Origin of the sequence: Melittangium boletus DSM 14713 (assembly GCF_002305855.1) — a bacterium.
Classification (GTDB): Bacteria; Myxococcota; Myxococcia; order Myxococcales; family Myxococcaceae; genus Cystobacter; species Cystobacter boletus.
Genome location: NZ_CP022163.1, coordinates 9,252,575 through 9,278,094, shown reverse-complemented (window position 1 = coordinate 9,278,094; position 25,520 = coordinate 9,252,575). Strand labels below are relative to the sequence as shown.

General features: G+C 65.2%; 21 protein-coding genes and 2 pseudogenes. 10 read left to right on the top strand and 13 right to left on the bottom strand.

Features of this window, described 5'->3' with window-relative positions:
- Nucleotides 1–27: 27 nt before the first annotated feature.
- The 3 genes from MEBOL_RS41685 to MEBOL_RS38300 form a co-directional block, all read right to left on the bottom strand.
- On the bottom strand, nucleotides 28–789 hold the full coding sequence (locus MEBOL_RS41685) for a DUF4435 domain-containing protein (protein WP_157823919.1): 762 nt from the start codon (nucleotides 787–789) through the stop codon (nucleotides 28–30).
- Nucleotides 789–1,991 carry an AAA family ATPase gene (locus MEBOL_RS38305; protein WP_157823918.1) on the bottom strand — a complete coding sequence of 401 codons (1,203 nt, stop codon included), beginning with the start codon at nucleotides 1,989–1,991 and terminating at the stop codon, nucleotides 789–791. Before MEBOL_RS38305 ends, MEBOL_RS41685 begins: the two co-directional genes overlap by 1 nt.
- An 89-nt stretch (nucleotides 1,992–2,080) precedes the next feature.
- Complete coding sequence (locus tag MEBOL_RS38300; protein WP_095982040.1) at nucleotides 2,081–3,745, bottom strand: acyl-CoA dehydrogenase family protein; 1,665 nt, start codon at nucleotides 3,743–3,745, stop codon at nucleotides 2,081–2,083.
- Nucleotides 3,746–3,828: 83 nt separating this feature from the next.
- Between MEBOL_RS38300 and MEBOL_RS38295 the strand changes: the two genes are divergently transcribed.
- Nucleotides 3,829–5,601 carry an ATPase gene (locus tag MEBOL_RS38295; protein WP_095982039.1) on the top strand — a complete coding sequence of 591 codons (1,773 nt, stop codon included), beginning with the start codon at nucleotides 3,829–3,831 and terminating at the stop codon, nucleotides 5,599–5,601.
- Here the strand turns inward: MEBOL_RS38295 and MEBOL_RS38290 are convergent.
- Together MEBOL_RS38290 and MEBOL_RS38285 are read right to left on the bottom strand one after the other, a co-directional pair.
- Nucleotides 5,598–6,392 (bottom strand): WbqC family protein, encoded by a 795-nt coding sequence (locus MEBOL_RS38290; RefSeq protein ID WP_095982038.1) that lies wholly within the window; start codon nucleotides 6,390–6,392, stop codon nucleotides 5,598–5,600. The two genes, MEBOL_RS38295 and MEBOL_RS38290, sit on opposite strands and share 4 nt — an antisense overlap.
- 36 nt (nucleotides 6,393–6,428) lie before the next feature.
- Complete coding sequence (locus MEBOL_RS38285; protein WP_095982037.1) at nucleotides 6,429–7,547, bottom strand: endonuclease/exonuclease/phosphatase family protein; 1,119 nt, start codon at nucleotides 7,545–7,547, stop codon at nucleotides 6,429–6,431.
- 362 nt (nucleotides 7,548–7,909) lie between these two features.
- On the opposite strand from MEBOL_RS38285, the gene MEBOL_RS38280 reads away from it, so the two are divergent.
- Nucleotides 7,910–10,309, top strand: a complete 2,400-nt coding sequence (locus MEBOL_RS38280; RefSeq protein ID WP_245919238.1) for a PAS domain S-box protein — start codon at nucleotides 7,910–7,912, stop codon at nucleotides 10,307–10,309.
- A gap of 68 nt (nucleotides 10,310–10,377) precedes the next feature.
- Here the strand turns inward: MEBOL_RS38280 and MEBOL_RS38275 are convergent, their stop codons facing one another.
- The 3 genes from MEBOL_RS38275 to MEBOL_RS38265 all read right to left on the bottom strand — a co-directional run bounded on the left by MEBOL_RS38275 (nucleotide 10,378) and on the right by MEBOL_RS38265 (nucleotide 11,903).
- Nucleotides 10,378–11,217 (bottom strand): IS66 family transposase, encoded by an 840-nt coding sequence (locus MEBOL_RS38275; protein WP_095982036.1) that lies wholly within the window; start codon nucleotides 11,215–11,217, stop codon nucleotides 10,378–10,380.
- Nucleotides 11,218–11,232: 15 nt separating this feature from the next.
- Nucleotides 11,233–11,502, bottom strand: coding sequence for an IS66 family insertion sequence element accessory protein TnpB (gene tnpB / locus MEBOL_RS38270; protein ID WP_095982035.1), 270 nt, complete (start codon nucleotides 11,500–11,502; stop codon nucleotides 11,233–11,235).
- 104 nt (nucleotides 11,503–11,606) lie between these two features.
- Nucleotides 11,607–11,903: a hypothetical protein gene (locus MEBOL_RS38265; RefSeq protein ID WP_095982034.1), complete on the bottom strand. Its 297-nt coding sequence runs from the start codon at nucleotides 11,901–11,903 to the stop codon at nucleotides 11,607–11,609.
- A gap of 187 nt (nucleotides 11,904–12,090) precedes the next feature.
- Here MEBOL_RS38265 and MEBOL_RS38260 point away from each other — a divergent pair, with 187 nt between their 5' ends.
- The 8 genes from MEBOL_RS38260 to MEBOL_RS38225 all read left to right on the top strand — a co-directional run bounded on the left by MEBOL_RS38260 (nucleotide 12,091) and on the right by MEBOL_RS38225 (nucleotide 18,480).
- Nucleotides 12,091–12,279, top strand: coding sequence for a hypothetical protein (locus tag MEBOL_RS38260; protein ID WP_095982033.1), 189 nt, complete (start codon nucleotides 12,091–12,093; stop codon nucleotides 12,277–12,279).
- A gap of 121 nt (nucleotides 12,280–12,400) precedes the next feature.
- Nucleotides 12,401–12,865, top strand: a complete 465-nt coding sequence (locus tag MEBOL_RS38255; protein WP_095983262.1) for a DUF4150 domain-containing protein — start codon at nucleotides 12,401–12,403, stop codon at nucleotides 12,863–12,865.
- A 42-nt stretch (nucleotides 12,866–12,907) separates the two neighbouring features.
- Nucleotides 12,908–13,423: a DUF6484 domain-containing protein gene (locus MEBOL_RS38250; RefSeq protein ID WP_245919236.1), complete on the top strand. Its 516-nt coding sequence runs from the start codon at nucleotides 12,908–12,910 to the stop codon at nucleotides 13,421–13,423.
- Between the two features lie 3 nt (nucleotides 13,424–13,426).
- On the top strand, nucleotides 13,427–14,746 hold the full coding sequence (locus MEBOL_RS38245) for a TIGR02270 family protein (RefSeq protein ID WP_095982031.1): 1,320 nt from the start codon (nucleotides 13,427–13,429) through the stop codon (nucleotides 14,744–14,746).
- Nucleotides 14,743–15,942 carry a hypothetical protein gene (locus MEBOL_RS38240; RefSeq protein ID WP_095982030.1) on the top strand — a complete coding sequence of 400 codons (1,200 nt, stop codon included), beginning with the start codon at nucleotides 14,743–14,745 and terminating at the stop codon, nucleotides 15,940–15,942. The genes MEBOL_RS38245 and MEBOL_RS38240 overlap by 4 nt, the downstream gene beginning before the upstream one ends.
- 4 nt (nucleotides 15,943–15,946) lie before the next feature.
- Nucleotides 15,947–16,996 carry an AHH domain-containing protein gene (locus MEBOL_RS38235; RefSeq protein WP_095982029.1) on the top strand — a complete coding sequence of 350 codons (1,050 nt, stop codon included), beginning with the start codon at nucleotides 15,947–15,949 and terminating at the stop codon, nucleotides 16,994–16,996.
- Nucleotides 16,997–17,056: 60 nt separating this feature from the next.
- Nucleotides 17,057–17,659: an imm11 family protein gene (locus MEBOL_RS38230; protein WP_095982028.1), complete on the top strand. Its 603-nt coding sequence runs from the start codon at nucleotides 17,057–17,059 to the stop codon at nucleotides 17,657–17,659.
- Nucleotides 17,660–17,679: 20 nt separating this feature from the next.
- Nucleotides 17,680–18,480: an immunity 49 family protein gene (locus tag MEBOL_RS38225; protein ID WP_095982027.1), complete on the top strand. Its 801-nt coding sequence runs from the start codon at nucleotides 17,680–17,682 to the stop codon at nucleotides 18,478–18,480.
- Between the two features lie 31 nt (nucleotides 18,481–18,511).
- Here the strand turns inward: MEBOL_RS38225 and MEBOL_RS42065 are convergent.
- The 5 genes and pseudogenes from MEBOL_RS42065 to MEBOL_RS38205 all read right to left on the bottom strand — a co-directional run.
- Nucleotides 18,512–18,826, bottom strand: a pseudogene (locus tag MEBOL_RS42065) (transposase); the annotation flags it as partial.
- A 1,357-nt stretch (nucleotides 18,827–20,183) separates the two neighbouring features.
- Nucleotides 20,184–20,786, bottom strand: a pseudogene (locus tag MEBOL_RS43435) (CBM96 family carbohydrate-binding protein); the annotation flags it as partial.
- A 250-nt stretch (nucleotides 20,787–21,036) separates the two neighbouring features.
- On the bottom strand, nucleotides 21,037–23,685 hold the full coding sequence (lanKC, locus tag MEBOL_RS38215) for a class III lanthionine synthetase LanKC (RefSeq protein ID WP_095982026.1): 2,649 nt from the start codon (nucleotides 23,683–23,685) through the stop codon (nucleotides 21,037–21,039).
- A 431-nt stretch (nucleotides 23,686–24,116) separates the two neighbouring features.
- Nucleotides 24,117–24,872, bottom strand: coding sequence for a DUF5953 family protein (locus tag MEBOL_RS38210; RefSeq protein WP_095982025.1), 756 nt, complete (start codon nucleotides 24,870–24,872; stop codon nucleotides 24,117–24,119).
- Nucleotide 24,873: 1 nt separating this feature from the next.
- Entirely contained in the window at nucleotides 24,874–25,479 is a 606-nt protein-coding gene (locus tag MEBOL_RS38205) for a DUF6310 domain-containing protein (protein WP_342747708.1), read from the bottom strand.
- Nucleotides 25,480–25,520: the final 41 nt, after the last annotated feature.

Genomic DNA, 25,520 nt, shown 5'->3' with positions numbered 1-25,520 from the left:
AGTCAGTTCATCGATGTACGCGTCGACTCAAGAAGAACCAGTGATTATTTGATGATTTAGCTTGGCCGAAAGTCTGTCTAAGAGATCCTTAGTGCTGCTAGATGGGCGTATTTTTACGCATAGCTCCATGATGTTGGATTTGCTGTACTTTGATTCCCTGTTGGATGCGGCAAGAAAGCGAAGCAAAACTTGAAACAGAGTCTTGCCTCTCAGGTGGCTTGTGTAGTTTTTGATGATTGAGTCGTAAGTGCGAGGATCAGGTTCCTTGAATCGATATTTTGATATGAGTAAAGAATCCAACCCAACAGTTCCGGGCGGAGAGATTTCATTGGGATGAACTGAGACGTTGGCGTCGCCTCCAGACATGTGCTCATCAACACAAAAGGCGAACCATTTACAGACAATAGACAGTAGCTGTCTGAATTGCGCATCCTCTTCGGTAGTCATTATTTTCTCGATGTCGGATCCGGAGTAGATGTCGTTTTCAATGCTGTAACCATTAGTCCAGACTACTTCCGAGTACTGATGTGGAATTCCGCCAAACAGCCACATGTCTCTGTCGGCAAGGAAGACGGTTTTTATGTGACTGAACTCAGGTTGGCGTATAAATAGTTCAAGAAGCGTGGTTCTCCCCCCGCAGTGTAGTGCGTTGACCCCTAGTCCTTGAAGTGATTCTTCAATGTGTCGATAGACCTGCGCGTCACCAGTCCCTTCGACTAATAGCGTGGGGAGCGATGTTCGCTTCAGTACTGAAACCAACTCGTTAGTCGTTGGGAGCGGAACGGGCATTATTCGCCACCCTTGTTCGGATCAAGAACCAACTCTTTGTCTTGGTATTTGCTGTATATAAAGGGCGAGTGGGTTGCGACGATGAATTGGTTAGTTGAGCCCTGAGATAGCAGTGTTGGGAAAAGAATTCTTTGCCAATCGACATGCAGGCTGATTTCGGGTTCATCGATGAAGATCGTGCTTTTTTGCGCAAACGCGTTGTATGCCAAAAAGCTAAGCATTTGTTTTTCGCCAGCGGAGAGGGCGTCTGATGATATTGCTTCGCCGGCTTCACCGAGGGTGAGATGGGATGTGACCTTGATTCCCTTGTGTTGGAATATCTTTTTGATTAGGTCGCTAAGAGCGGAGAACGGCCTTAGGAATAGTTCCTGCCGCTCTTTGTGTTCGGTTACGATTGTTTGTATTAATTCCAGTATCTGCGTGGCCTCTCCAAGCTTTGACGTCTCGTTCGAAGTGTCCGGCTTGGTGTTGCGATAGTGCTCAATTAGTCTTGTTATTTCTTTCGACCGTTGTGTGTTGTCTTGGTTTATTTGCTCTGAAGTGTCGGCGTACTGTTTTGTTAGCATGCTGACGATATCGCTGGTGGATATGGATGAGACAAATCGATGCTGTCGGACGGAAATTCTTTCCGACAGATTTGTGAGAGCGTTTTCAATCGGGCTGATTTCTCTGGGGACATGGAAAAATCTCGGTATTTCTGTTTTTACTATGGGTTCTGTTCTTCCTCCCATTGAAAAGCCTCCCTCTATTCGTCGAAATGTGGGAAAGAAAACCGATGAATTGGGTAGGCTTGCAATTGCCCTATTGAGCTTTTCTATTCGTGATCTCGCGAGGGACATGGATGCGGAGCTGACTGCTGTTGCTATTGAATGTGGCTTCGATAGTTCTGTTTCTGTGGTTTCGAGTTTCCATTCAATCCGCCGCTCTCGCCAAGTGTCTATTGTTTTGGCTGAGGTGCTGCCTTTCGAAGGGGGGTCGGCGTCTTCTGTTGTTTTTATGGATAGCGAAAAAGTGTCTGTCTGAATGTTGGCGGAACGAAAATTAATTTCGGGAGCGATCCTCTCCAGGTTTCCGCTTATCATGTACCATATGAGTTTCAAGAGGGTGGTTTTCCCTGAGCCGTTTTTGCCTGTTATTACATTGATGTCTGGATGGAAATCCAGGCTGAAATCCATCTTGTCGTTCAGTCCGACGACGGTCATTGATTTGATCATTTGTTGTGGTATCTGCGGATGAGGGTAGTGTTGGCCCTTGGGAGGGGTGAATGCCAATGCTAGCAAGAAATGTGCGTTTACGGTGACGCAAGTAGTTTGGCGTCATCAAGGTCCATGTCGGCGATCAAGTCCACGCCGTTGCGCGTGAGCCGCCGCGCGGCCGCCATGGCTCTCGGGCCGTGCCCGTGCTCCAGGCACCACTGGGCATGTTCCACCAGGAGCGCCAATTCGTAGGTGCGTCCCAGCGTCAGCGCGAACCGCCGCGCCCCGGCCTCCACCGCCGCCGGGTTCTCCATCGCCTTCGTCACCCAGACGCGCGCCTTCTCCAGCGCGTCCTGCGCCGCCGCCACGCTCGGCCGCAGCCCCGCGTCCTTCGCCGTCGCGAGTCGCCGCTCCGCGTCCGCGTACAGCGCCTCCAGCGAGCCCGCCTTCGCCATCGCCCGCAGGGTGTCCAGCGAGAGCACGTTCGTCGTCCCCTCCCAGATGGACAGCACCTGCGCGTCCGCCAGCAGCCTCGGCACGCCCGTGTCCTCCACGTAGCCCGCGCCCCCGAAGCTCTCCACCACCTCGGACGTCACGTGCACTGTCTGCCGCCCCGTCGTCAGCTTCGCCAGGGGCGTCACCAGCCGCTGCAGGAGCAATTCCTCCTCCGTCGCCGTGCGCGCCTCCATCTTGCCCAGCAGCTCCGCCGCCCGGAACGCCAGGAGGAAGCCGCCGTGGAACTCGGCCTCCAGGCCCGCCAGTGTGTCCACGTGCAGGGGCTTCTCCGACAAGGGGGCGCCGAACTGCACCCGCCGCTTCGCGAAGTCGCGCGCCAGCGCCAGCGCCCGCCGCATCATCCACGTGGACGCCACCGCGTTCCACGTGCGCGTCACGTTCAGCATCGAGGCCATGTTCCGGATGCCGTCCGTCAGCCCCGCCACCGGCACCGCCAGCGCCCCGTCCAGCGTCAGCTCCGCCGTGGGCACCTTGCGCGTGCCCAGCTTGTCCTTGAGACGGTTGATCTGAATCCCGTTCATCCGCCCGTCCGCTCCCCGCGTCTCCACGAAGAACAGGGCCAGGCCCTTGCCGCCCGCGCCGTTGCCCTCGGGGCGCGCCAGCGTCAGCGCCATCTGCGCCGTCGTCGCCGAGGTGAACCACTTCGTTCCGTACAGGCGCCAGCCCTCGGGGCCTTGCCGCGCCACCGTCTGCGTCAGCCCCACGTCCGAGCCGCCCGTGCGCTCCGTCATCCACTGGCCCGATGTCCAGAACGTGGCGGGATCCCGGGAGGTCAGGTGGGGCAGGGCGCGCGCCACCAGCTCCGGGTTGTCCAGGGACAGGAGCGTGCGCGCCGCTCCGTCCGTCATCGCCAGCGGGCACGAGTAGATGTCCAGCGAGGGCTGGATGAGGTAGTTCAGCGCGAACTGGTGCAGGCGCGAGCGGTCCCCGTGCTTCTGCTCGTAGGCCACCGCCACCAGGCCCCGCTTCGCCGTCAGGGCCTCGGCTTCCTTCCACAGGGGCGACACCTCGATGTGGTCCACCCGATGGCCCCATGCGTTCCACTGGGTCAGCTCGGGCTCGTTCAGCCGATCCCTGAGCTGGAACTCGTAGAAGTAGCCGCCTGACAGCTCGCCCAGCTCCCGGAACTCGTCCTCGAGCCCGGCCTTCATTTCCTGGGGGAGGGATCGGTCGAGGTAGCTGCGCAGGAGCGCGTCATCGTCGTACTGATTGCCCAGCCGGGGGGGATCCTGGAAGAAGCTCATGCTCTTCAGGCTAGCACCGCGCGGAGGGCGGGGAAGTGGCGGAGACTTCCTGCTACAGTCGGCCGCCTCAACCCGGAGCACGCATGCCCGAGCAGCGGAGGCCGGGGGGCAATCCCCCCGGATTCGAGTCCCCCGATTTCGAGACCGACACCAGCCGGAGCGTCACGCCCCGGGAGACCCCCGCGGCCTCGTCGGGCAACACGTTCGCCGGGACGCCCCGGCTCAAGCCAGCGGTGGGTACTGGTTCCACGGCCGCCGTGCGTCCCCCGCCGCCCCCGGGAACGCCCGAGCGTCGGCCCGCCGGACCCAGCGCCTTCCTGGATCGACGGACCTCTCCGGCCGCGGATTCGCGAGGGGTGGACAAGCGTCCCGCGCCGCCCACGGCCCCGGTGAGCACCGCCCCGGAACTGCCCTCGGTGATCGTCGAGCCGCCACGCCGCGTGGCGCCGCCTCCCGCCGCCGAGCCGACTCCAGGGGGCATCGAGCGCCGCACCTCCGCGTTCGGGGTTGCGTACTCGGGGCCCGAGCGCCGCAGCACGGGGGCGATGCGCCGTGTCGAGGCCGACGGGGCCTCGAACGCCCCGCGCTTCTCTCCCCCCCAGCCGCGCAACCTCGAGGAGCTGGGCCTGAGCGCCACCATGGTGGAGGAACTGGTCCTCAAGGCCATCTTCTTCGCGGGCGAGATGCGGGGCATGGACATCGCCAACCGCCTCAAGCTGCCCACCACGGTAGTGGATGAGATCCTCGAGGGACTGCGCCGCCAGAAGTACATCGACATCCGCGGCGGTGGCGGCTCGGGTCTGGGCAAGTCCACGATGATCTACCAGCTCACCACGTTCGCCACGGACGTGCTGCGGCAGATCCTCGATCGCAACCGCTACAACGGCCCCGCTCCCGTGTCGCTCCAGGAGTGGATCCAGTCCGTGAAGAAGCAGAGCATCCGGGGCAACCGCATCACCCGCCAGCGGATGGAGGACAAGTTCGGCGACCTCATCATCCGCGACTACATCTTCGATGGCATCGGTCCGGCGATGAACTCAGGCCGGGCCATCTTCTTCTACGGGCCTCCGGGCAACGGCAAGACGGCCATCTGCCAGGGCATGGTGAATTGCTTCGATGGGGACATCTTCATTCCCCACGCCATCCTCATCGACGACTTCATCGTCCGGATCTACGACAGCATCCTGCACCGGCCCGTGGAGGACGAGCCCGGCGCTCCGGCCTATGATCGCCGGTGGGTGCGCTGCCGCCGGCCGCTCGTGGTCGTTGGCGGTGAGCTCACGCTGGACATGCTGGATCTCGTGTACTCGCCCGAGGTCAAGTACTACGAGGCGCCCTTCCAGATGAAGGCCACCAACGGGATGCTCCTCATCGACGACTTCGGCCGTCAGAAGGTCTCCCCGAAGGATCTGCTCAACCGGTGGATCGTCCCGCTGGAGAGCGACGTGGACATGCTCACGCTGCACACGGGCAAGAAGGTCCAGGTCCCCTTCGACGTGTTCTCCGCCTTCTCCACCAACCTGGATCCGAGCGATCTGGTCGACGACGCCTTCCTGCGCCGCGTGCGCTACAAGCTCGAGGTGCAGCGGCCGGACGAGGATCTGTTCCATCAGATCTTCCAGGTCATGTGCGACAAGCGCGGCGTGGACTACGACCCGGAGGTGGTGCAGTACCTCATCAACACGCACTACAAGCCGAACCGCCGCCTGTTCGCCGCGTGCCAGCCGCGCGACCTGCTCGATCAGATGATCGACATGGCGCACTACCGCGGCGAGCCTCCGCGGCTCTCCAGGGAGCTGGTGGACAGCGCCGTGCGCAGCTACTTCGTGCGCTTCGACAAGGAGAAGGGCGCCTAGGCGCCGGGGGAGGGCGCGCGCTGGGCGAAGGGCCCCCACGGCTTGGGGGCGAGCCAGGCGCGCACCTCGTCCACGGGGACATTGGACAGCACGTCCACGATGGACAGGCCCATGGCGAAGCGCTCGCCGGGGCGGCCCTGGTCATAGGAGGGGTAGCGGAAGTTCTGCCACAACAGCCGCACCCCCACGTCCCGGAAGGGGCCCGGCTTCAAGTACACCGAGCCCACCGCCGAGTAGTACGTGTCCCGGCCCAGCTGGGTGCAGTACTCCGCCAGGCGCTCGGTCTTGTCCGGCAGGGAGCGCTCCAGCGTCGAGGCGAGCACCACGCGGGGGGTGAGCCCCAGGGGCTCGTCGAAGATCGCCCGGCTCGCCAGGAGCGTGCGCAGGAGCGAGCCAGGGCCGCGCTCCCGGGCGGCCTCCGCGTAGAAGCCTTCCAGGCGGGGCAGCACCTGGGTGCGGAAGTAGGGGCGTCGGCCGTAGAGCATCGTCAGCGTGGCCAGGTGCTTGCGCGCCCAGGGCTGGGCCGCGTCCACCGCCAGCTCGCCAATGCGCGTGTCGCGGTGGGCGCCCTCCAGGGGAATCGTCAGCCACTGGAAGGCGGGCTCGGAGGGAGGGGGCAGGGGAGTGCCCACGGGCAGCGCCACGCGCGTGCGGCGCTGCCAGCCCCGCCGCAGCCACTGCACGTTGTCCAGGACCACCAGCGTGTCCGAGCGCGCCACCTGCTCGTAGAAGTCCAGCCACGGCAGGTAGTGGGGTTGCTCGGCGACGAGGACTCCGGACGGCGCGTTCACGGCGCGCGAGTGTAGCCCGTGCGCCCGGGTGAGGGGTCAGTTCCTCGGGGTGGGCGGCATCCGCAGGCGCGCCACCACGCCGCCCAGCTCGGTGCGCCAGGGCCCGAAACGCCACTCCGGCCGGGCATTCCCCACGCCGTAGGCCAGCACCGGACCCACCTGGCGAGGACCGGGCGTCACGGGGCTGCGCACCAACACCAGGTTGCGCCGCGTCGCCAGGGGCATGACGGCCAGGGTGGTGCCCGGGCGGCGCGTCCACACGTCCACGTAGCCCGCCAGCAGCAGCTCCCGGTAGGTGGGCGCGCCCACCAGGCCCAGGTTCGCCGGGGTATTGAAGTCTCCCACCAGCACCACCGGCAGCGTCTCGCCCCGCAGCGAGTCGATCAACTCCGAGGCCTGGGCCAGTTGCACGCGCAGTCCCTCCTCGCCCGGCGCGGGCTCCAGGTGCGTGCTCACGAAGCGGTAGTGCCGCCCGTGCACCTCGGCCTCGAGGGACACCCAGCCGCGGGGCAGCGTCATCCGGCCGAGTCCTGGTGCCGACACCTCCCGCCGCGCCAGGTAATTGCCCCCGCGCACCCCGCTCACCCCTACATCCGAGCGCACGAGGATGACGTCGAAGTCCGTCAGCCGCACATCGTCATAGGTGGGCGTGGCGCTCGTGCGCAGGGGCACCTCCACGTCCGAGTTCTGGACCCGCGCCACCTCCCGGTAGTGCAGGCCCCGCGACTCCAGCTCTCCGAGCAGCATGGGCAGCAGGTCCACCTGGAGCGCCTGGGCGGGCGATGTGCCCCCGAAGATGGCGTCTCCCGGGGACTGCAACCGGACCTGGGCCACCTGCTGCAGTCCGAGGAGGTGAGGACGGGCGTACTGGATTTCATCCGCCAGCGCCCGGGCCCGCGCGGACACGTCCTCCTGGCGCAGCGTGCTCAGCCATTCCGCGGCCCGAGACGGCACCTGGTCCGCGCTGGGGGACTCCCACACCCGCTCCGGGCTCGCATTCAGCGAAAGGCTCCGGGTCATCACCGTGAGGGCGCCCGGGGAGAAGAGGCTCGAGGCGCCACGCCCCTCGGTCGCGTCGTTCGCCGGGGGCAGGGCGGCCAGTTGGCAGGCGCCGAGTGCCACCATGGAGAGTCCTACCACGAGGATGTTCCTCATCTCGTCACCTTCCCCCCGGGACCTGAACGGCACGCCCGAGCTACCCCCACCCATCCGCCGTGTACGGCCCGGGGTGAGATAGGCCCCCCGGAGCCCACCGGCAGGCGCTCAAGCCTCTTTTCCGGCAAGTCCCGCCTTCCAGTGAGCAGCCTGAAACGTTCTCAACGTTGACCACAGGGCACTCGGGGGGGTGGTCTGTCGCTTCCCCCGGGAGCGGGGGCCGCCTCCACCTCTCCCCGGTGGGCGGGAACGGGGGTAGGCTCTCGTGGGTCAGGAGGGGGGTCCCCCAGTATCTTCTGGGTGGACCCGGGTGGTCTCGATCCTTCAATCTCCCGCTTCCCTCGACACCGTGTCGCCCCTCCATGCGCTTTCTCCTTCTCAGCCGCGACGGTGACCATCCCATTGGGGCGGAACTCGCCCAGATGGGGCACGAGGTGGTGGTCGCCTCGGGTCCCGAGGTGACGGCCGCCACCATCTCCCTCGTGGACGTGCTGGTGGTCGGGGCCGAGCAGGTCCGCGAGAAGTCCGAGTGGTTCAACCGCCTGCGCGCGCAGATTCGCGTGGCGGAGGTGTCGGTGCTCGGCATGGTGAACCGCCTGGTGGAGGAGGAGCTCGCCCCGCTGATGGAAATCGGCGTGGACGACTACCTGGTGGCGCCCTTCCACGCGGCGGACATCCGCGCGCGCATCGCCCTGTTCGAGCGGCGCTGCTACGCCTTCATGCGCCGGCAGTCCCACGAGGAATCCGCCCGGGGCGAAATCGAGCGGCTGGCCGCCATCATCCAGACCCAGAACGACATCGCCCTGGCGGGCCTGGACCTGGACGTGGTGATGCGGCTCATCGCCGAGCGGGCGATGATTCTCTGCGGCGCGGGGGGCGCGGCGGTGGGCATCATCGAGGGTGAGGAGATGTACTACCGGGTCTGCACGGGTTACTCGAAGCAATTCGAGGGGGCCCGGCTGCCGGTGGGCAGCACCATGGCGGGCTCCAGCGTGCTGCGCGGCCAGGTGGTGCGCACGGACGACACCGAGCGCGACACGCGGGTGAACCTGGACACGGCGCGCCGGCTCAAGGTGCGCTCCATGCTCAACGTGCCGCTCAAGCGTGACAACCAGACGGTGGGCCTGTTGAGCATCGCCTCCCAGGTGCCCTACGCCTTCGTGGACTCGGATGAGCGCACGCTGGAGCTGATGGCGGGTCTGCTCGGCGCGGCCATGGGCAACGCGGCGGAGCACGCGGCCAAGCAGGCGCTGATGACGGAGGTGGCCTCCATCGTCACCGCGCTCCAGGAGAGCCAGCACCTCTTCGACTCCTTCCTCAACAACAACCCGGCGCTCGCGTACATGAAGGACGAGGCGGGCCGGCGCGTCTACGCCAACGAGCCCTTCCGGCGCTTCTTCGGGCTGTCTCCCGGCATGGATGTGAGCACCATCCCGGACGAGCAGCTCATGCCGCCGGAGACGGTGGCCCACCTGCGCGATCAGGACGACCAGGCCTTCAAGTCCGGTCAGCCCTCGGTCTCCGAGAGCATGATTCCCACGCCCGAGGGCGAGCCGCGCGAGTTCCTCACCTACCGCTTCATCGCGCGGGACAGCTCGGGCCGGCGCTTCCTCGGAGGCGTGTCCTTCGACATCACCGAGCGCAAGGCCGCCGAGGAGGCGCTGCGCCGCTCCGAGGAGAGCTTCCGCGCCCTCATCGAGGGCTCGCCCGAGGCCATCTTCGTGCACCGCGGCGGGCCACTGCTCTACGTCAACCCGTCCGCGTGCACCTTCTTGCGGCTCAAGGGCAACGAGCTGGTGGGCCGCTCCCTCATGGACTTCGTCCACCCGGATGACCGGGCGGCCGCCGCCAGCATGCTCGATGGCATCAACGCCCGGGGCGCGCACCGGGTGCGCGAGGTGCGCTTCCTGCCTCCGGATGGGGGCGTGGTGACGGGAGAGATCAGCAGCCTGCGCCTGCTCTTCGCCGGCCAGACGGCCACGGTGGTGAGCGCGCGCGACCTGACCGAGCGCAAGCAGATTCAAGCGCGGCTCGTCGTCGCCGATCGGCTGGCGTCGGTGGGAACGCTCGCGGCGGGCGTGGCGCACGAAATCAACAACCCGCTCGCCTTCGTCATCTCCAACCTGTCCTTCCTCACCGAGGAGCTGCATGCGATCACCACGCTGCTGCCTCCGGGTCGCCTGGACGAACTGGAGGAGGTGCTGGAGGAGACGAACGAGGGCGTCAACCGGGTGCGTCTGATCGTCCAGGACCTGAAGACGTTCTCGCGCGGGGACGAGGAGCTGCCCACGGCGGTGGACCTGCGGCGCGTCATCGACTCGGCGCTGGCGCTGGCCCGGGGCGAGCTGCGCCACCGCGCCACCGTCATCAAGGACGTGTCGGACGTGCCGCTCGTGGAGGGCAGCGAGGCGCGCTTTGGTCAGGTGGTGCTCAACCTGCTCATCAACGCCGCCCACGCCATCAGCGCGGGCCAGCCGGACAAGAATGAGATCCGCGTGGTGCTGCGCACGGAGAACGACCACGCCATCCTCGAGGTGAGGGACTCCGGGTGCGGCATGGCGCCCGAGGTGCTCAGCCGCATCTTCGATCCCTTCTTCACCACCAAGCCGGTGGGTGTGGGCACGGGCCTGGGGCTGTCCATCTGCCACGGCATCATCACGGGCTTTGGCGGGGAGATCACCGCCCACAGCGAGGTGGGCAAGGGCAGCACCTTCCGCATCAGCCTGCCGGCCATCCGTACGACGAAGCTCAAGACGGGGTGACCGCCGCGCTCAGTTGAGGGGAACTCATTCCTTGAAATCATTTGGCTTCGTCAAAATGAGGGGATGTTTCAGCCCTGTAGGTGCAGAACAGCTGGTTCTCCGTCGTGACGACCATCCGGGGCATGTCGTCCGCACTCGCCTGCGCAGGCCGCTGCCCGGCAGCGCGCGCTGAGCCAGTGCCCACTCGCGGATGGCCGCCACGCGAGTAGTGCCTCGTAGCTGGGCTGGAGGTGGCGGGCCAGGGCATTGAGTTGGTCCCACAGCGTCTGGGTGTCCACCACCAGGCCCTCGCGCCGGTACATGCGCTCCTGGCGCGCCAGCGGCAGGTGAAAGGCATACTTCTGCAAGGCCACGTGCACGGCGAAGTCCACCGAATAGCGGCCGCCCGGAATGAGGCGCGGCGCGGCCGGAGCCGTGACGGGCGCGCACCCCTCCGGGCAGCGGTACTTCTGTCGCCGGTAGCGCTTGAGGACGAAGTGGCGCTCCACCACGCTCACCTCCTCACTGTCCTCCGTCTGCCCTCGCCACTCCGCGAGGGCGCCGCCGCACAGGCCGCATACCTTGTCCGCCTTGTCCAGCGGCAGCAGCACCTCTTGCACGGGCAGCTCCGGCTGGGCTCGCGGCCCATGTCCCCGCTGGGGCCGCTCGCGCGCGGCGGGCTCCACCTGCTGCGCGCTCGGGCGCTTCTCGCTGGAGGCTCCGAAGAGGCGCTGCTGCATGCGCGCCAGCTGCTCCTGGAGCTGGGTGAGTTCCAGTTGCAGCCGCGCCTGGGCGTCCTCCCCCTTGAGCCGCGCATTCTCTTGCACCAGCGCCTCCAGACGCTGGTGCAGCCGCGCGTTCTCCGCCTCGAGCAGCGCCGCCATCTGCTTCGCCGTCTCCAGGTCCTTCACCTGCCCGAGGGGAACCATACTTTTGCGGTAGTGCTACACGGCCGCCTCCACCGCAAGTTCTTTCTCCTCGAAGGCTGGCGGCGACAGTTTCCACCTCCCCGCCAACTCGCACCCCTCCAGAAACAGGGACAGCTCGGCCACTGTCAGTTCCACGCTCACCGCTCCGGCCTGGGCCCACGGCCGCGCGAAGCGTCCCTTGAAGAGGCGCTTGGTGAGCAGCACCAGCCCCGTGCCGTCGAAGTAGAGCACCTTGGCCCGCTGGCGACACCGTCCCACGAAGAGGAAGACGTCGCCCTTGAGCAACTGCCCTCCCTACTGCTGCTCCACCAGCGCGCTCAGCCCATCAAACCCCTTGAGCATGTCCACCGGCACCGCACTGGCGTACACCCGCACCGCCCGCGTGAGTGTCAGCACGCCACCCTGCGCAGCAACTCCACCGTCTCCTCCACCCCCAGCCCTTCCACCCTCCAGCCCTTTGGAGACACCACCGCCAAGGTAGTGCCCTCTCGCGGCCGCGCGGGCGCCTTCTCCTCGTGCACCACCACCGGCACCAGCCCCGCGAGCCTCGGCTCCCTCCCTCGCGCCTTTCTCCCAGGCGTCTGCCCCCACCTCCACGCCTGCAGCGTCGGCTCCGACACTCCCAGCCTCTCCACCACCGACTTGAGCGTCTCTCCCTTCTCCAACGCCTGCCCCAGGTAGCGCACCGCGAACGCCCTGAGCGGCTCGGGAAAGGGGCCCGAGCCCTTCGCTCGTCCCGCTCTCAGTCTCTGCGCCTCCTACCGGAACTGCTCCAACTCCTTCTCCACGTGCACCTCCAGGTTTCTTCCCTGGACGTCTCACGCTCCCGCCTCTCTCGTCACGACGGGGTCCAGCGAGCTGTTACGGATCACCGTGGCGCTGGCCAGCGCGCGGGACATGAAGCCCGAGATGCGCCTGGACACCGTTACCTTCGACATGGAAACGGAGCAGGTCCTGCTGCTGTGGCGCGGCCATCTGGTGCTTCGTGAGGGCATGCACGATGTGCGCGGCCTACGTATCACCGCAGAGGGTGTTTCCCGACCGAGAAGGTCTGAGCGGTAGGCCCATTTCCAGCTTTCCTGGATTGATTCCGGCTCGCTGCCCATTCGACTCCTTGAGCGGATCTGTGTTCACGCCGCGTGGATTCGGCGTGGTAATCTCTTCCCACTTGGAGGTGGACGACATGCCCGTCAACACTGGTGTTAACAAGATGTCCGTGGTGACCAAGGACAGCGGAGGCATCACCGCCGCGTTCCCGGACGTGTGCAAGACGCCTAGCCCGGCCGGGCCCGTGCCCATCCCCTACCCCAACGTGGCGCAGTCCTCGGACACCGCGAAGGGCACCAAGAAGGTGTCCGTGGCGGGTAACCCGGTGTGCGTGAAGGACTCGAACTTCAGTACCAGCACGGGTGATGAGGCGGGCACTGCCGGGGGCGGCGTGGCCTCCAGCAAGACCAAGGGCAAGGCCGAGTTCGTCAACTTCTCCTTCGACGTGAAGTTCGAGGGTAAGAACGTGGCGCGCGCCTTCGACTTGATGCTTCACAACGACAAGAACACGCCACCGTTCCCTCTCATTCAGGGGCCTGTCATCGCCATGAACAAGGGCGACGATGAGCCCAAGTGCGCCGTGTGCGACAAGGATCTCTAGTCGGGCCAACGATGGGGGGGAGAACATGAGATGGGGTCGCACGTGAACAAGCCAGAACTGGACACCAAACCAATAGAGGGGATGCGCGAGCCCATCCTGGGGAGTCGATCCGGTTGGCTATCCGGCATCGATGGGACTGGGAGACCCCTGGTCGACTTCGAGGGTAATACCGCCGGGCCGGTGATCGCGCAGCTCGCGGCGGCGCTGGATACACCAACCCTTCGGAATGCAGCTGCTTGTCATCAGAAAGTGGTCCTCCTTTTCGAGAACGGTGATCCCCGTCGCCCCTTCCTGATGGGGCTCATCCAGGAACCGAGTCCGACACCCCTGCTCGATGAGTTGCTCGAGAGTCAGGGCCCGAAGGCACGCAGACCGCTGGAATCGTGGGTCGACGGCCAGCGGGTAATCATCGAAGGCCAGGAGGAGGTTGTCATCCGATGTGGTGCGGCAAGCATCACCCTCCGGCGCAACGGCAAAGTCGTCATCAAGGGAACCACCCTGGAAACGAGTGCTACCGGCACCCACCGCATCAAGGGTGGCTCGGTCGAGATCAATTAGCCCATGCACATCCGGGCCGATATCATTCTGAACTGGAGCAACTACGAGGAGCACCTCGACGAGGCGGCCTTCTTTTGGGGGCAGTGGGAACGGGCCTTCGCCGCACCCGACGAGGTGCTGCACGATGTCGCGGAAAGCGAGGAGCGGCTGCTCGCAAGGCTGGATGCGCTCGTTCTCGGGGGCGAGTACGTCGCTGAGCGGCTCCTGAAGCCGGCACTTGCCTCCGACGAGCCCGAGCGCCTCTCCGCCGCTGTTTTCGCTCTCCTCAGCGGTGGTTGGCGCTGGGGGCCTGACGCGGTGCTTGGCATCCTCGGGGAAGCAAGCCCCGCCATGGTCAACTCCATCCGGCGCGCTCTGGAATTGCTTGACCCTCGTGCGCTCCCGGCTTGGCCACAGTCCCTCCTCGCCGAGGGCACGTTGCCACTGAGGGCCTTGGCCTTGGAAGTGCTCGGCGCGCATGCCATCACCCCCAGCATCCCGCTGAAAGAATTCGTCTTGAATGGGGAGCCTTCGGTGGCCGCTGCGGCCCTACGCGCAGCAGCGCGTCTCCAGGTTCGGCTAGACTGGCATGTGCTGCAGCGCGCCCTGTCCTCTCCCGAGCCCGCCGTGCGCGATGCCGCCCTGGTTGCCGGGCTTCTCTCCGGTCATCGCGAAACCTGGACAGTCTGTCGGCTGCTTGTGTCGGCACGCGGGCCTGACCTCGGCCTGCCGCTGTTGCTGTTATCGCTGGGTGCAGGCCCTGGCGGCGCCTCATTGCTCCGGAGCCTGCTCGACGAGCCCAGGTGCCGCCCCGATGTGCTGTGGGCGTTGGGATTCAGCGGGTACGTGTCGGCTGCCGAGACATGTTTGGAACACCTGGATACCGAGGCGGGTCACCTGGCGGCGGAGGCATTCTCCGCCATCACCGGGCTCGTGCTCGCCGGACGCTTCGTCGCCGAGGCTCCAGACGCTTTCACCGAAGATGAAGAATTGAATGAAGAGCCTTCGGGTCCAGGCCAGCACCCCGCCCCGGGTAATGGCATGCCCTTGCCCAACGTCAATGCCATCCATGCGTGGTGGACGGATGCGCGGAAGCAGTTCGACCCGGCGGTGCGGTACCTGCGCGGCAGTCCATGGACCCCTGCGTCCCTGCTGCAAGGGCTCTGGACGGAGCCGATGCGGCGGAGGCATGCCCTGGCGCTGGAGGTGACCCTCCGCAGCCAGGGAATCTTCCAACTGCGCACCCGGACCTTCGCCCGCCACCAGCTCGCAGCAATGGAGGCGATACGTGCTGCCCCGCCTGCGCTGCTCTCCCGACCACTCGCGGAGCGGCCCATCTCATGACGCCTCTTGAGCCGACCTTCTTGTCCATGAGGGATATTGCGATCACCGGCCTGGGGTTGACCACTTCACTCGGACTGGATGTAGTGGCGAGCTGCGCATCCGCGCGCGTCGGCATGACACGCTGGACGCAGCTCGACATAGAAGAACCAGACCTCGACACACTGGAAAGTGTCCCTTTGAAGGGGCACGCGGTGCGAGGCCTCACCGATGGTTTCGATGGAATCGGACGCCTGCTGCGGCTGGGTGACACGGCCGTGACGGACCTGATTGACTACTCGGACCTGCGCCCAGCGGACCATCCGCGCACTGGTTTCTTCGTGTGTCTGCCAGGACACTTTTACGCCACTTGGCAGCGTCAACTCGAATTACTGGCAGAGGGCCCAGCGCCCGATGATGTCGCAAGGGAGGTGCTCCAGACACACTTCGACGAGCAACGGGCGCTCCGGGAGAAGCTGGAAGGATATCTGGTGCCGAAACTGCTGTCTCTGAACGGACTGGTGATTCCGCCCGCGCTGCGCTCCTTCTTCTACGGTGGGCCTGCCATCTTCGCTGATGCAGTAGGACAGGCGATACAGCGACTCCGCTCACGCGAACTCGACCGGTGCATCGTCGGCGGCATCGACTCGTACGTGTATGGCACTGCACTGGCAAATGTCTATGAACTGGGGCTACTCCGAACGGAGGAGAGTCCCTCCGGTTTCTTCCCGGGCGAGGCGGCCTCCTTCATCCTGCTGGAGCGCACGGACGCCGCCCGCGCTCGCGGCGCACGCGCCGAGGGCGTGCTGGCTTGCGCATCCGTGGTGGAGGAGTCATTCGACCGCTCTGAAGACACCCTTCCTCAAGGCGTGGCCCTGACGACCGCCACAGAGGAGTGCATCCGAACAAGCCAGGCGCAACCAGGGCTCGCCATCGTCAACCTCAATGGCGACGAACTGCGGGCCCGGGAGTTCGGCACCGCGCTCGTGCGATTACGATCGTCGGTCATGCCCAAGGACTTCCGGCAATGGTATCCTCCCGACTCGTTCGGGGAGATCGGCGCGGCTACTGGTGCCACGTCCGTGTGTCTCGCGGTCCGCGGGTTCGCACGGGGGTATGCTGGAAGCCGGAGTGCCCTCGTCCTACTACTGGGGAATGACAAGGCCCGAGGCGCCCTGATCCTTGAGGATACCTATCGGTCGTCAGCCCCAAAGAGGTGACGTTATGAGCACGAAGAGACCGGATCCGCTGCGAGAGGCTTTCGCGCAATATAAGGAGAAAGCGGACAACGCCCGTCGGGTCAAGGAGGAGGCGAAGCAAGCTCGGCAACTGGCCAACAAGACGCTGGACTCCGAGAAGCTCGAGAAAGCTGCCGAGAATGCAGAGGGAAAGGCGGCCACGGCCGAAAAGAATCGCCACATGGCCAAGCTGAAAACGAAAGACACCCACCAGCCGGGCGAGGAGAATGGGTGTGTCACCCGCTGCGTCTGGGCGAAGAGTAGGCCCGACGACTACAGACGCAAATGCCTCTTCGACGGTCACAACCATAAGGAGAACGCCATCGAGTACCATGTGGCCAACGAGCGGCACTGGTACAACCTGCGTTTCCACAAGCATGGCCCCCCACGGCAGAGGCTTGAGGCCGCACTCGGATTCAAATACAAGCCTAAGCCCACGGATACAAAACAGGACAGGAAAGCGGGCAAAAAGCTGGAAGTCGGGATGCGCATGGCTGGACGAAAGAACAAGAACAACCCCCTGGTGACTCCCGGAGCATGGGACATGGGCATGTCTGGCAACAATTTTTGGTCAGGCAGAAAGCAGCCCTGGGCGCATGAGGCCCACCACATCATCCCAACCGACGTCCTCTACCGAGTTTTCGAAGAGGACATGAGCCTGCTGCAGCAGCTCAAGTACAACATCAACAAGGGCCTCAACATTATCATCTTGCCCACCAAACCTCTGCTCGGATGGGTCTTCCTGCTGCCTGCCCATGTCAACCAGCACCACGGCTACAGTGCCGAGGTTAAACAGCGCGTCGAATCCGTACGTAAAGCTGCGGGCAAGCAGCAGGAGAAGAAGGAAGGGCATCCCGATATGTCCGAAGCCCAGAACAAACCCTGGAAGTCCCAGTTCGAGAACCACTCCAAGCGACTCCGGAAGATACTACGGAAGGAGGGTCTTCGTGAGGGTTTGTCTGGCAAATACAAGTACCTCGCGCTGGATGATGTCTTTAAATCCTCAAGAAACGGGCCTGCCTCCGCCCTAGGCTGATTCGTGCCGAATTCGTGATTCTCTTCCAACCACCACGTGAGGGTGCGTTCTCTCATATCCATGACTGCCGCCACATACGACTACTTCATCCTTGTTCAGGACATCAATGACGAAAGCTGCCTCATTGATGAGCTACCCAGGCCTTTGAAAAAGACTTCCTGGCCAGTAAGCGAGGGGGTCCGAATGGCAGACAGGTATCCAATGGGCGTCAGGCTGGATATGGCAAAGCGCCACCGCGGGCTGGTCGTCCCGGACGTCATTCCCAACACCATCTTGCAGTACATGGTCACTGGCAGACTCAAGACACTGCTCGAAAAAGAGGCCGGGGTGGAGATCGAGTTCCTCCCCTTCATGCTCTATAATCACAAGGGCCGTGTCGCAGCCCAAGATTGCTTCATCGCCAATGTCATCGGCACCCAGGACTGCGCCGACATGACAAGGACCCGGGGGGAGAAATCAATCGTCTCGCCCGGCCAGTTCGAAGCCCTTTTCCTGCTCTACCTGACCCCGGACAAGATTCCAGCTGATGCCAAGCTCTTCCGCCCGAGTGTAATGCCACGCCTCCTCATAATTCGCGACGACTTGCGTGCCACCTTGGAGCGGAGCGAAATCACCGGCATTCGGTACATCGCCATGGGCGAGAAGTGCCGCGTCGTCGGCTAGCCGCAAAACATGAGAAGACCATGGACTTGGAGACGATTCAGGACAACGCTTGGTTTGCCCTTAGCAGTACCTTGGAGGCCATCGCGGTGAAGGCCGAGCCCGAGCAATCAGGCACCGCGTACGGTGTGGCCGCCTTCATGTATCACCGGCTCGCGCTGTGTGCGATGCTCGCTGAAGCCCGGGCGGATTGCTTCCAGGTGCTCCTCTGCAAGTCCGCGCTCGTGCACGCCCACCTGCTGCGCCTTGCTGCGGGCGGCAGAGTCTTCCACCCCCTCACCACCTGCGCGAGCAGGAACTTCTCCTTCGTCGATGCGGTGGCCGCCGGCCAGTTGGACCTCGCGGTGGAACTGGCGCGGCTGACCCCGGACCGGCACGAGCCACGGTGCGAATACGAGGACGACTTCCTCTTGCACCGCTTTATGCAGAAGAGCCTGTTGCGCCTTCACGCAGGCGAAGACCATGACTTCCAGTCGCTCCTGGATCGCTGGGAGCAGGTAGTCGAGGGCGAGTATGCTCCTTACCTCCATGTATGTCGGGCGATCTTGCACAGAGACGCAAATGACTTTCAGAAGACCTTGATCGAAGTCATTGCGGAGCGTGCCCGTCTGTTCCGCCAGAAGGAACTTTACGAGGAGGACGCGCGCCGCACGGATGGCGCCCTGTTCATGAATGGGCTGACTCTACTGCGCCTGGCGGAGCTGAGCGGGATGCCCACGCAGCGAGAGTACCCCAACATCCCCCGCTTGGCACGACTGCCTTCTGGCCGGCTGCCGCTGTCACCCAATTCCTGGATGAGCTTGGACGAAGGGATGCCCGCGTAAGTTCTCACCACCGCCTAAAGCACCGAACAGGTTAGGTGGAAGATACGACTTTCAAAGTGGGGCGGCTTGAGCGGCGCGAGATGGTCTCCAGGTTCTGCACCGCCGCGAGCCGACGCAGGTCGAAGGTGTTCTTGCGCGCGCCGAGGTAGCGCGCGCGGGGGCCCTTTCGGTTGCTCAGGTGGGCGAGTTGATGTTCCACGCGCTCGCGCAGCTTCGCTCTGCCGGTACGGCTCTCTTGGAGCTTGCGCAGTTTCTTCTGCAGGGCCTCGTTGTCGTCCATGGAGACAGTTCGGCCTCGGCCAGATGCCGCCTGGGTGCACTGTGCGCGCAATGGACACAGTCCGCAGGCGCGTGAAGGTGCGCCCGTCGAGGGAGAGAATCCGTCTGAGAGGGGTGCCGAGCACCACGTCCCCATCGGTCAGCAGTGCCAGGTCGATCGAGCGGCCCTGATCGAAGGAGCGGGACCAGAGGTGAGTGCCCTCCGCCGTGTAGCGCGCCACGAAGGGCCGGTTGGTGGGAACGAAGGGAGAACCCCAGGCGAAGCCCAGCGACCCGCCGCCCGCGTCGAACGCCTCGTAGCCCGTGCCGGAGAGGAGGAGCGAGCCGTCGCGCCCCACGGCGAACTCGTCCAGGGAGACGGGACTGCCCACCGAGCGCAGCCACGCGTCGCCGCCCGCGGCGGTCATGGCTCCGAGAAAACCATGGGCGGGAAGTCTCTCCATGAACTCTCCTTCATAGGACTGTCCCGCGAAGGTGAAGGTGCCCGCGATGTTGACGCCAAAGGCGATGCGGTCCGTGCCTTGAGGCTGGATGCTGCGCACCTCGCCCGCGGCCCCGCGGAACACGCGCTTCCACAGCAGAACGCCCGAGGGGGTGTACTTCGCCAGGAAGGGAACCGGCTCGCCGAGCCACCCATCCTCCCCGAGGGGGCCATCCCCGAGGTCCGTCATGGCGCTCGCCGAGCCACCGAGGAGCACATGGTCCGCCGCATCGGTGGACACGGTCCAGCCCTCGACATACTGGCCGACCTGGTGGGTGCTCAGGGCCCGCGACCACAGGTGCTGGCCTTCCCAGGAGAACTTCGCCACGAAGCCCCCCGTGTTCTGCGCGTTGCCGGATGAGCTCGTGGAGCCCGAATCGATCGGTCCTCCACCCAGGTCCATCCGGCCCGCGAAGCCCCCGGTGACGAGGAGGCTGCCATGGGCATCCGTGGCCACCTCCCGCGCCGCCACGCGCTGGAGCACGCCCTCGGCGTCCCGGGCGACGAAGCCATGCGCCCACACCAGCGTCCCCCCGGGGGAGAACTTGGCGATGAAGAGGCCGGACATCCAGGACTGCGTCTCCGGAGCGGAGGGGAGGGGGCCCGAACCCAGGTCGGGCGCGTTGTGGTAGCGGCCCACCACGAGGATGTTGCCGAGGGACGTGAGGGTGAGGTCCGTCACACTCACGTCGTCCGTGACCACCACGCGCGACCACTGGAACGCGCCCTCCGCGTCATAGCGCGCGAGCGCGAAGCCCTCGTTCTGGGTGAACACCGCGTCACCGAACTGGCCCGCGGCCACGAAGCCGCCCTGGGGATGGGGGGCCACCACCTCCACCGACTCGGCGCCCGTGCCTCCAATCTGCCGCGCCCACGCGGTGCGGCCACCGGTGCCCGAGCCCCTGTAGGTGCAGAACGGCGGGCTCTCCGTCGTGACGACCAGCCAGGGCATGTTATCCGCCTGGGTGATGCTTTCGCTCGAGTAGAACCTCACGCCATCGCTCGAGTCCGGCACCAGGACGAAGCTGTAGTCCTGATCCTGTGTCACCACCCCCGTCACGTCGTACGACACCCGGGAGTGGGCGCTGATGGCGCCGAGGTTGCCCAGGACGCCGCCCAGCGGGGACGGGCGGTTGTTCCAGGTGAGCCCGGTCTCGGTCCAGTCATCGCCGGTCCGGTAGAGGCGCGGACCGTCCGAGGTGCCATCGATGGCGGTGAGCTCCAGCCGCGCCGCTCGGATGGCGAGGCCCTCGGTGTAGGGCGAGAACTTCAGGTAGGACTCGAGCCGGGGCGAACCATCCACGCTCAACTCCGTGGACTCACCGAAATTGAGCGTGGGCTCGCCCTGGGAGACGTAACTGTCCTCACTCGGGGAGGAGGCGCGCACATAGGTGTCCGTGCGTGGCAGGCAGCTCGCTGGCGGGGACGGGTCTGTCTCCACGGTGGCGACGCGCTGGGGCCGCACCTCGGCTGAGTCCGGTTCCTCGGGGGCCAAGGTCCGCGGGTCCCCCACGTCACCGCAACCCACCAGGAACAGCACCGCCATCGCCCCCGTCCACCATCCTCTGCCCCGTTCTCGACCCATGTTCGGACCTCCGTGTCCGCCACGAGCGATTGCAGTGTGTGTGCCCAAGCAGGCGCGGAGTGAGCCAGGGAGGGGCCTGCCGCCAGGCGACGGTTCTACCCACTCAGGGAAGGAGGGCGACTCGGGCCAGGCAGCCCACGGCCCTCACTGAGAAACCGCGTGTCCTCACGACCTCCCGAGCGCTGATTCGCAGTGGACACACGCCCCTGGCTCAGAAGTCGAGGTAGGGCACGCCTCCACCCGCGAGCAGCCGGTGCAGCAACACTCCGATGCCGGCCGAGCCCGTGGCATAGTCGGTGGACACGCGCAGCAACCCCTCGCCTGGGGAGACCCAGCCCGAGGGCCGGTCGATGGCGAAGAGCAGCGAGCGCTCGGCGAAGCGCAGCGCCTCCTCTCGCTCCTCGGCCTCGCCCGTGTGCTGGTGCAGGTCCACGAAGAAGTGGCCGAGTCCCGCCATGCCATAGAAGTGCGAGGGGAAGACGGTGTACTGGCCGCGCAGTCCCTGGGCGATGCGCCGGGCGGTCTGGAGGTAGCGTGGCTCACCCATCACCGCGTGAAAGCGCAGCGCGAGCGCGCCCAGGCCCGCCCCGCCCATGGCCCAGTAGGGGTAGATGATCGGCTCTCGCTCCGAGCGAGGGAAGCGCAGCGCGCTGTCGTGCTCCTGTCCCCGCGCCAGGTCGTGATCGAGCAAGGCCCGCGCCCGCTCCAGCCAGGCGGGCTCGCGCGTGGCCTCGTACAGTCGCAACAGGAAGTAGCCGATGCCCGCGCTCCCGTGGGCGAGCCCACAGTAGACGTCGCCCTGGTTGACGTAGCGGAGGCCCGTGGGGGTCTTCTCGAGCTTTGCCTCGATGCGCGCGGCGGCGTCCAGGGCCTGACGCAGGGCGCGGGCGTCTCTCAGCCGGTGATGGAAGAAGAGCTGGGTGAGCCCCCAGCCCGCGTCGCCATAGAACAGGTCCGCGCCTTGGCCGAGCAGTGGTGACTCCGCGGCCGTGGCCAGCAGCCGCTCGGCCTCCTCGCGTTGACCGAGCTCCAGTAGACTCCAGGCGATGCCCGCCATGCCCACGAAGAGCCCGGGCGGGTAGTGCGCATGATCGGCCCGGGCCGCTTCCTCCACGAGCGCCGTCACGAGCCGCTCGGGCGCCGCGCCTCGCATGCGCTGGAGCGCCACGGCGATGCCCGAGGCCCCATAGGCCACGCCCAGCCGGTTGGTCACGCAGCGCCGGTAGTCCGTGGGCAGGTCGAGGGGATCCGCCTCGTGGCGGAGTTGCTCCTCGATGGAGTGGGCCGCTCCGTCGATGCGCGCGCGCAGGGCCGCCGCGTCCAGCCGGGGGTGGTAGCGCGAGGCAGGGGGCGGGACGGTCCGCTCCGCCTCGTCTAGCAGGGCGTCGAACCGGGCGGGCTCCTCGGCGGCGAAGACGAGCCGGAGGAAGACCTCGGGAATGCCCCGCTCCCGGGCGAAGTGCTCCAGCAGGGGCTGGCGGCGCTCGGGCGCGAGCGCGAAGAATGGGGCCACGGGATGGAGGAGATCGCCCAGGACCCGGCCCAGGGCGCGCAGATCCTGTTGTCGCGTGGGCTTCTCGTGGAGCGGAGGGGGATGGAGATCCAGGCCGAAGCCGGGAGTGGCCAGGGGGATGAGGGGGCTGGCGACCTCCGCGTGCTCGCTGTAGGCGGACTCGAAGTCGATGAGGGTCACCCGTCCGCTGTCCGCATCGAAGAGGATGTTCTGGGGGGCGAGGTCCCGGATGACCACGCCCTGGGCGTGGATGGCCCGCACGTGGGTGATGAGCTGGCGGGCGAGGCGTGTGAAGGCCGCGAGGTACGTTCGGACCCGCTCGGCGGAGGGACTTCCCTCCAGGGTCAGACCGAAGAGGTCGCGGCCCATGCACTGCGCGAGGCTCAGGCCGGGCGCCCGCTCCATCACGACGAAGTGATGCTCCCATTCCTGGAACGAGTCGAGCAGCCGTGGAGCTGCGCCCGTGCCTTCCAGAACGCGCAGGACCCGGCGCTCGTTCTCCAGGCACGCCACGGCGTCATGGGGCTGATGCCGTCCCTGGTTGACGTGGGGCCGCGCCTCCTTGATGACAACCTCTCGCCCCGTCTGGAGATCCCGGCAGAGATAGACGCCGCCCTTGCTCGAGGTGCCCAGGGTAGACAGGGGCTCGTAGCGCCCGTTCAACGCTCCGCTCTCGTCCTCGTCGCCGGGCGCCTCGGGGAAGGGATCGCTCACGCCTTCGGGAAGAGAGAAGTAGGGCAGTCGGGGATCCTCCACGAGCCGTCCATCCTGGCCCAGGAAGGACGCATCCCGCTCGCCGTGCAGGTTGATCCTCCCGGATGGCAGGAACGTGCCATAGCGATAGAAGAGGACCTTGCTGTCGCGGTAGGGCCGGTCCGAGAGGATGTAGGGACCCACGAAGTCACGCGTCACCGGCTCCAGGCGTTCGAGCAGCCGGAAGAATTGCTGGGAGTCGCGCGGATAGAGGGTGACGAACTTCCCGCAGGAGCCGCTGGAACGGATGCTTGAGTTATTCAAATCGAGCATGGCGTCATCGACCAGGACCTTGAACGTGACGCCTTCCTCCACGAGCACGGGCACGATGGCGGACAGCAGGGGCCGGGCGTGCTCGGGGATGGCGGACAGGTGGAGTTTGAAGCCCGCGGTGGGCACGCGGTGTTTCGGAGGCACCACGGTGTACCAGATGCCCTGTGGCGCCCCCCGCCAGCCCGCTGGCAACAGGGGGGCGAGGTATTCTCCAAATCCCGGCAGCCGAGTCTGGTAGCGCTCCAATCCCTCGTAACGCTCTGGATGGAGCAGGGTGAAGAGATACAAATCCTTGCGTGCCCTCCGCTCGATGCCTTCCATGCGCGTGCGCCCCCCTCTCTCCATCATCCTGCCGGTAGGATGAGAAGCCGCGATGTCGGAGCGATGTGTTCCGCCGCTCGCGGCTTCTCATTCAACAGCATCCTACTTGCTTGCCGGTGGCGTCGTGCCTCCGTCTGCGCAGACGAGCAGACTGAGGCCTGAATCCATATGCAGCATCGAGTCTTGGGTCCTCGCCTTGTCCACACCAAGCTTGCGTAGTGCGAGCACTTTGCGTCTCATTGCCGTCTCCTTCCAGCGGGCCAGGCGGGGCGGGAGTTCATCTCTCGCCATCCTGCCCATGCTCCTAAAATGTTGTTGAGCGCTGTGAACACCAAGAGGAGGAATCCAGGAGGGCATGGCCTTGCTCGTCGGTTGGCCCCACCCTCCTGGGTCATCCCCTCACTTTAGCGGGAGAGCGAGCAAGGGCCTTATCATCTGAGTGGTGCGCGCCCGCCAATCTCCGGGAAGCGCTCATAAGCTCGCCTGAGTGCGTCGAGGTGGGCGGGATTGTCCAGGTCGAGCGGCGCATCGGTGAGCTGCACGACCCAACCGCCCGTCGCGGTGCGCCGCGCCCGTGAGAGCAAATCCGCGTCGCGGGCGGGGTCCGGAAAGCCGATGGCCCGTGCGGCAGCATCCGACCAGTAGTTGAGCCACCCCAGGTAATAGGGAATCTCCGGCGCGCGGATGTGCTGGAAGAGTTTGAGCGCTGGTAGCCCCCGGGGTGGAGAAGGTGGCCCGGCCAACGTGGGCGCCGTCTGCTCGGCGATGTCCCCCGCTGCACCGAAGGGCGTCATATGCCCCCAACGGGCGTGTGCGCCTTCCGCCACCACCTCCAATACACCCATCGCTGCCGCGACCACCGTGGCATTCACTGGCAGCCTCGCATGGACTTCGAACTGCGGCTCGTCGCAGGGGCCTGCCGGGCTTTCCCACCCGGTAAGTGTCACGACGTGATGGTCGTCATCATTACAGAGGAACGGAAACCCGCCGTCTGTCCTGTCTGACGCGACCCACTCATCGCGAGCAGGCAATGCAATGAGGTCTTCTTTTTCAGAAATCGTCCACCCCAACCGCAAGCCGGGAACTGAGCGCTCCATACCGTGAACGACCGCGAGAGGGCGCCCATCGTGGCCCACGAGCGCCGGTGCATAGACGACGAGGTTGAAATAGTCTTGGGTGGTCGACATTTCAACACCAATCCATGATAACGACCTTGAGGGTGGGGTCCGCTCGGAACAACGCTTGTTTGTGTGCCCGACTGCGAACTCCGATGACAAAATCATATCCACATGCTTCTGCTAACGCTCTCTCTCGCCTTAACTCCGGCAATTTAACCTTTACAATGAAGTCTTGTGACCGAGGCGGTTGTTTTTCAAAATCATCCGTCTTGACGTCCCACAACGTGCGCGTGGCAAGTTGCAGCGCATCGAATTGCTTGCCATTAACGAGCACGTCCCAACCGGAGAAGCTGTTGTACGGAATTCTGTCGGCGCACTTGTTGTGTTCGTTATTTCCGCCTCGGTGTGGCACTGGAACGGGCATGCACTCCGGGTGGCGGTCTCGCTCCGAGGTTTCGGTTGGCCCCACGGGAGGGAACTCCGGCCCTCTTGGCTCCGGCTTGGGCCTTTTCTTTGGCGAGGGTTCTTGCGGAACGGGCTTTGTTTCGGGCACGGGGCGCGTTTCAGCCACGGGCCTTGCGTCCTCGGGATCGGCCCATTTCAGCTCATACGCATCCAAGGCCTCTTTGATGGCGAAGCCCACCACTACAACACCCGCCACAACCACCGCTCCCACGACAATCTCCGGTGCCGCCAGGGCGCAGGCCCCGAGCCCCA

Coding starts and splice junctions, on each gene's coding strand:
- lanKC (WP_095982026.1), bottom strand. CDS start 23,685: ATGGAAGGCATCGAGCGGAGGGCACGCAAGGATTTGTATCTCTTCACC.
- MEBOL_RS38300 (WP_095982040.1), bottom strand. CDS start 3,745: ATGAGCTTCTTCCAGGATCCCCCCCGGCTGGGCAATCAGTACGACGAT.
- MEBOL_RS38305 (WP_157823918.1), bottom strand. CDS start 1,991: ATGACCGTCGTCGGACTGAACGACAAGATGGATTTCAGCCTGGATTTC.
- MEBOL_RS38235 (WP_095982029.1), top strand. CDS start 15,947: ATGAGCACGAAGAGACCGGATCCGCTGCGAGAGGCTTTCGCGCAATAT.
- MEBOL_RS41685 (WP_157823919.1), bottom strand. CDS start 789: ATGCCCGTTCCGCTCCCAACGACTAACGAGTTGGTTTCAGTACTGAAG.
- MEBOL_RS38225 (WP_095982027.1), top strand. CDS start 17,680: ATGGACTTGGAGACGATTCAGGACAACGCTTGGTTTGCCCTTAGCAGT.
- MEBOL_RS38295 (WP_095982039.1), top strand. CDS start 3,829: ATGCCCGAGCAGCGGAGGCCGGGGGGCAATCCCCCCGGATTCGAGTCC.
- MEBOL_RS38230 (WP_095982028.1), top strand. CDS start 17,057: ATGACTGCCGCCACATACGACTACTTCATCCTTGTTCAGGACATCAAT.
- MEBOL_RS38245 (WP_095982031.1), top strand. CDS start 13,427: ATGCACATCCGGGCCGATATCATTCTGAACTGGAGCAACTACGAGGAG.
- MEBOL_RS38255 (WP_095983262.1), top strand. CDS start 12,401: ATGCCCGTCAACACTGGTGTTAACAAGATGTCCGTGGTGACCAAGGAC.
- MEBOL_RS38240 (WP_095982030.1), top strand. CDS start 14,743: ATGACGCCTCTTGAGCCGACCTTCTTGTCCATGAGGGATATTGCGATC.
- MEBOL_RS38285 (WP_095982037.1), bottom strand. CDS start 7,547: ATGAGGAACATCCTCGTGGTAGGACTCTCCATGGTGGCACTCGGCGCC.
- MEBOL_RS38280 (WP_245919238.1), top strand. CDS start 7,910: ATGCGCTTTCTCCTTCTCAGCCGCGACGGTGACCATCCCATTGGGGCG.
- MEBOL_RS38275 (WP_095982036.1), bottom strand. CDS start 11,217: ATGGTTCCCCTCGGGCAGGTGAAGGACCTGGAGACGGCGAAGCAGATG.
- MEBOL_RS38210 (WP_095982025.1), bottom strand. CDS start 24,872: ATGTCGACCACCCAAGACTATTTCAACCTCGTCGTCTATGCACCGGCG.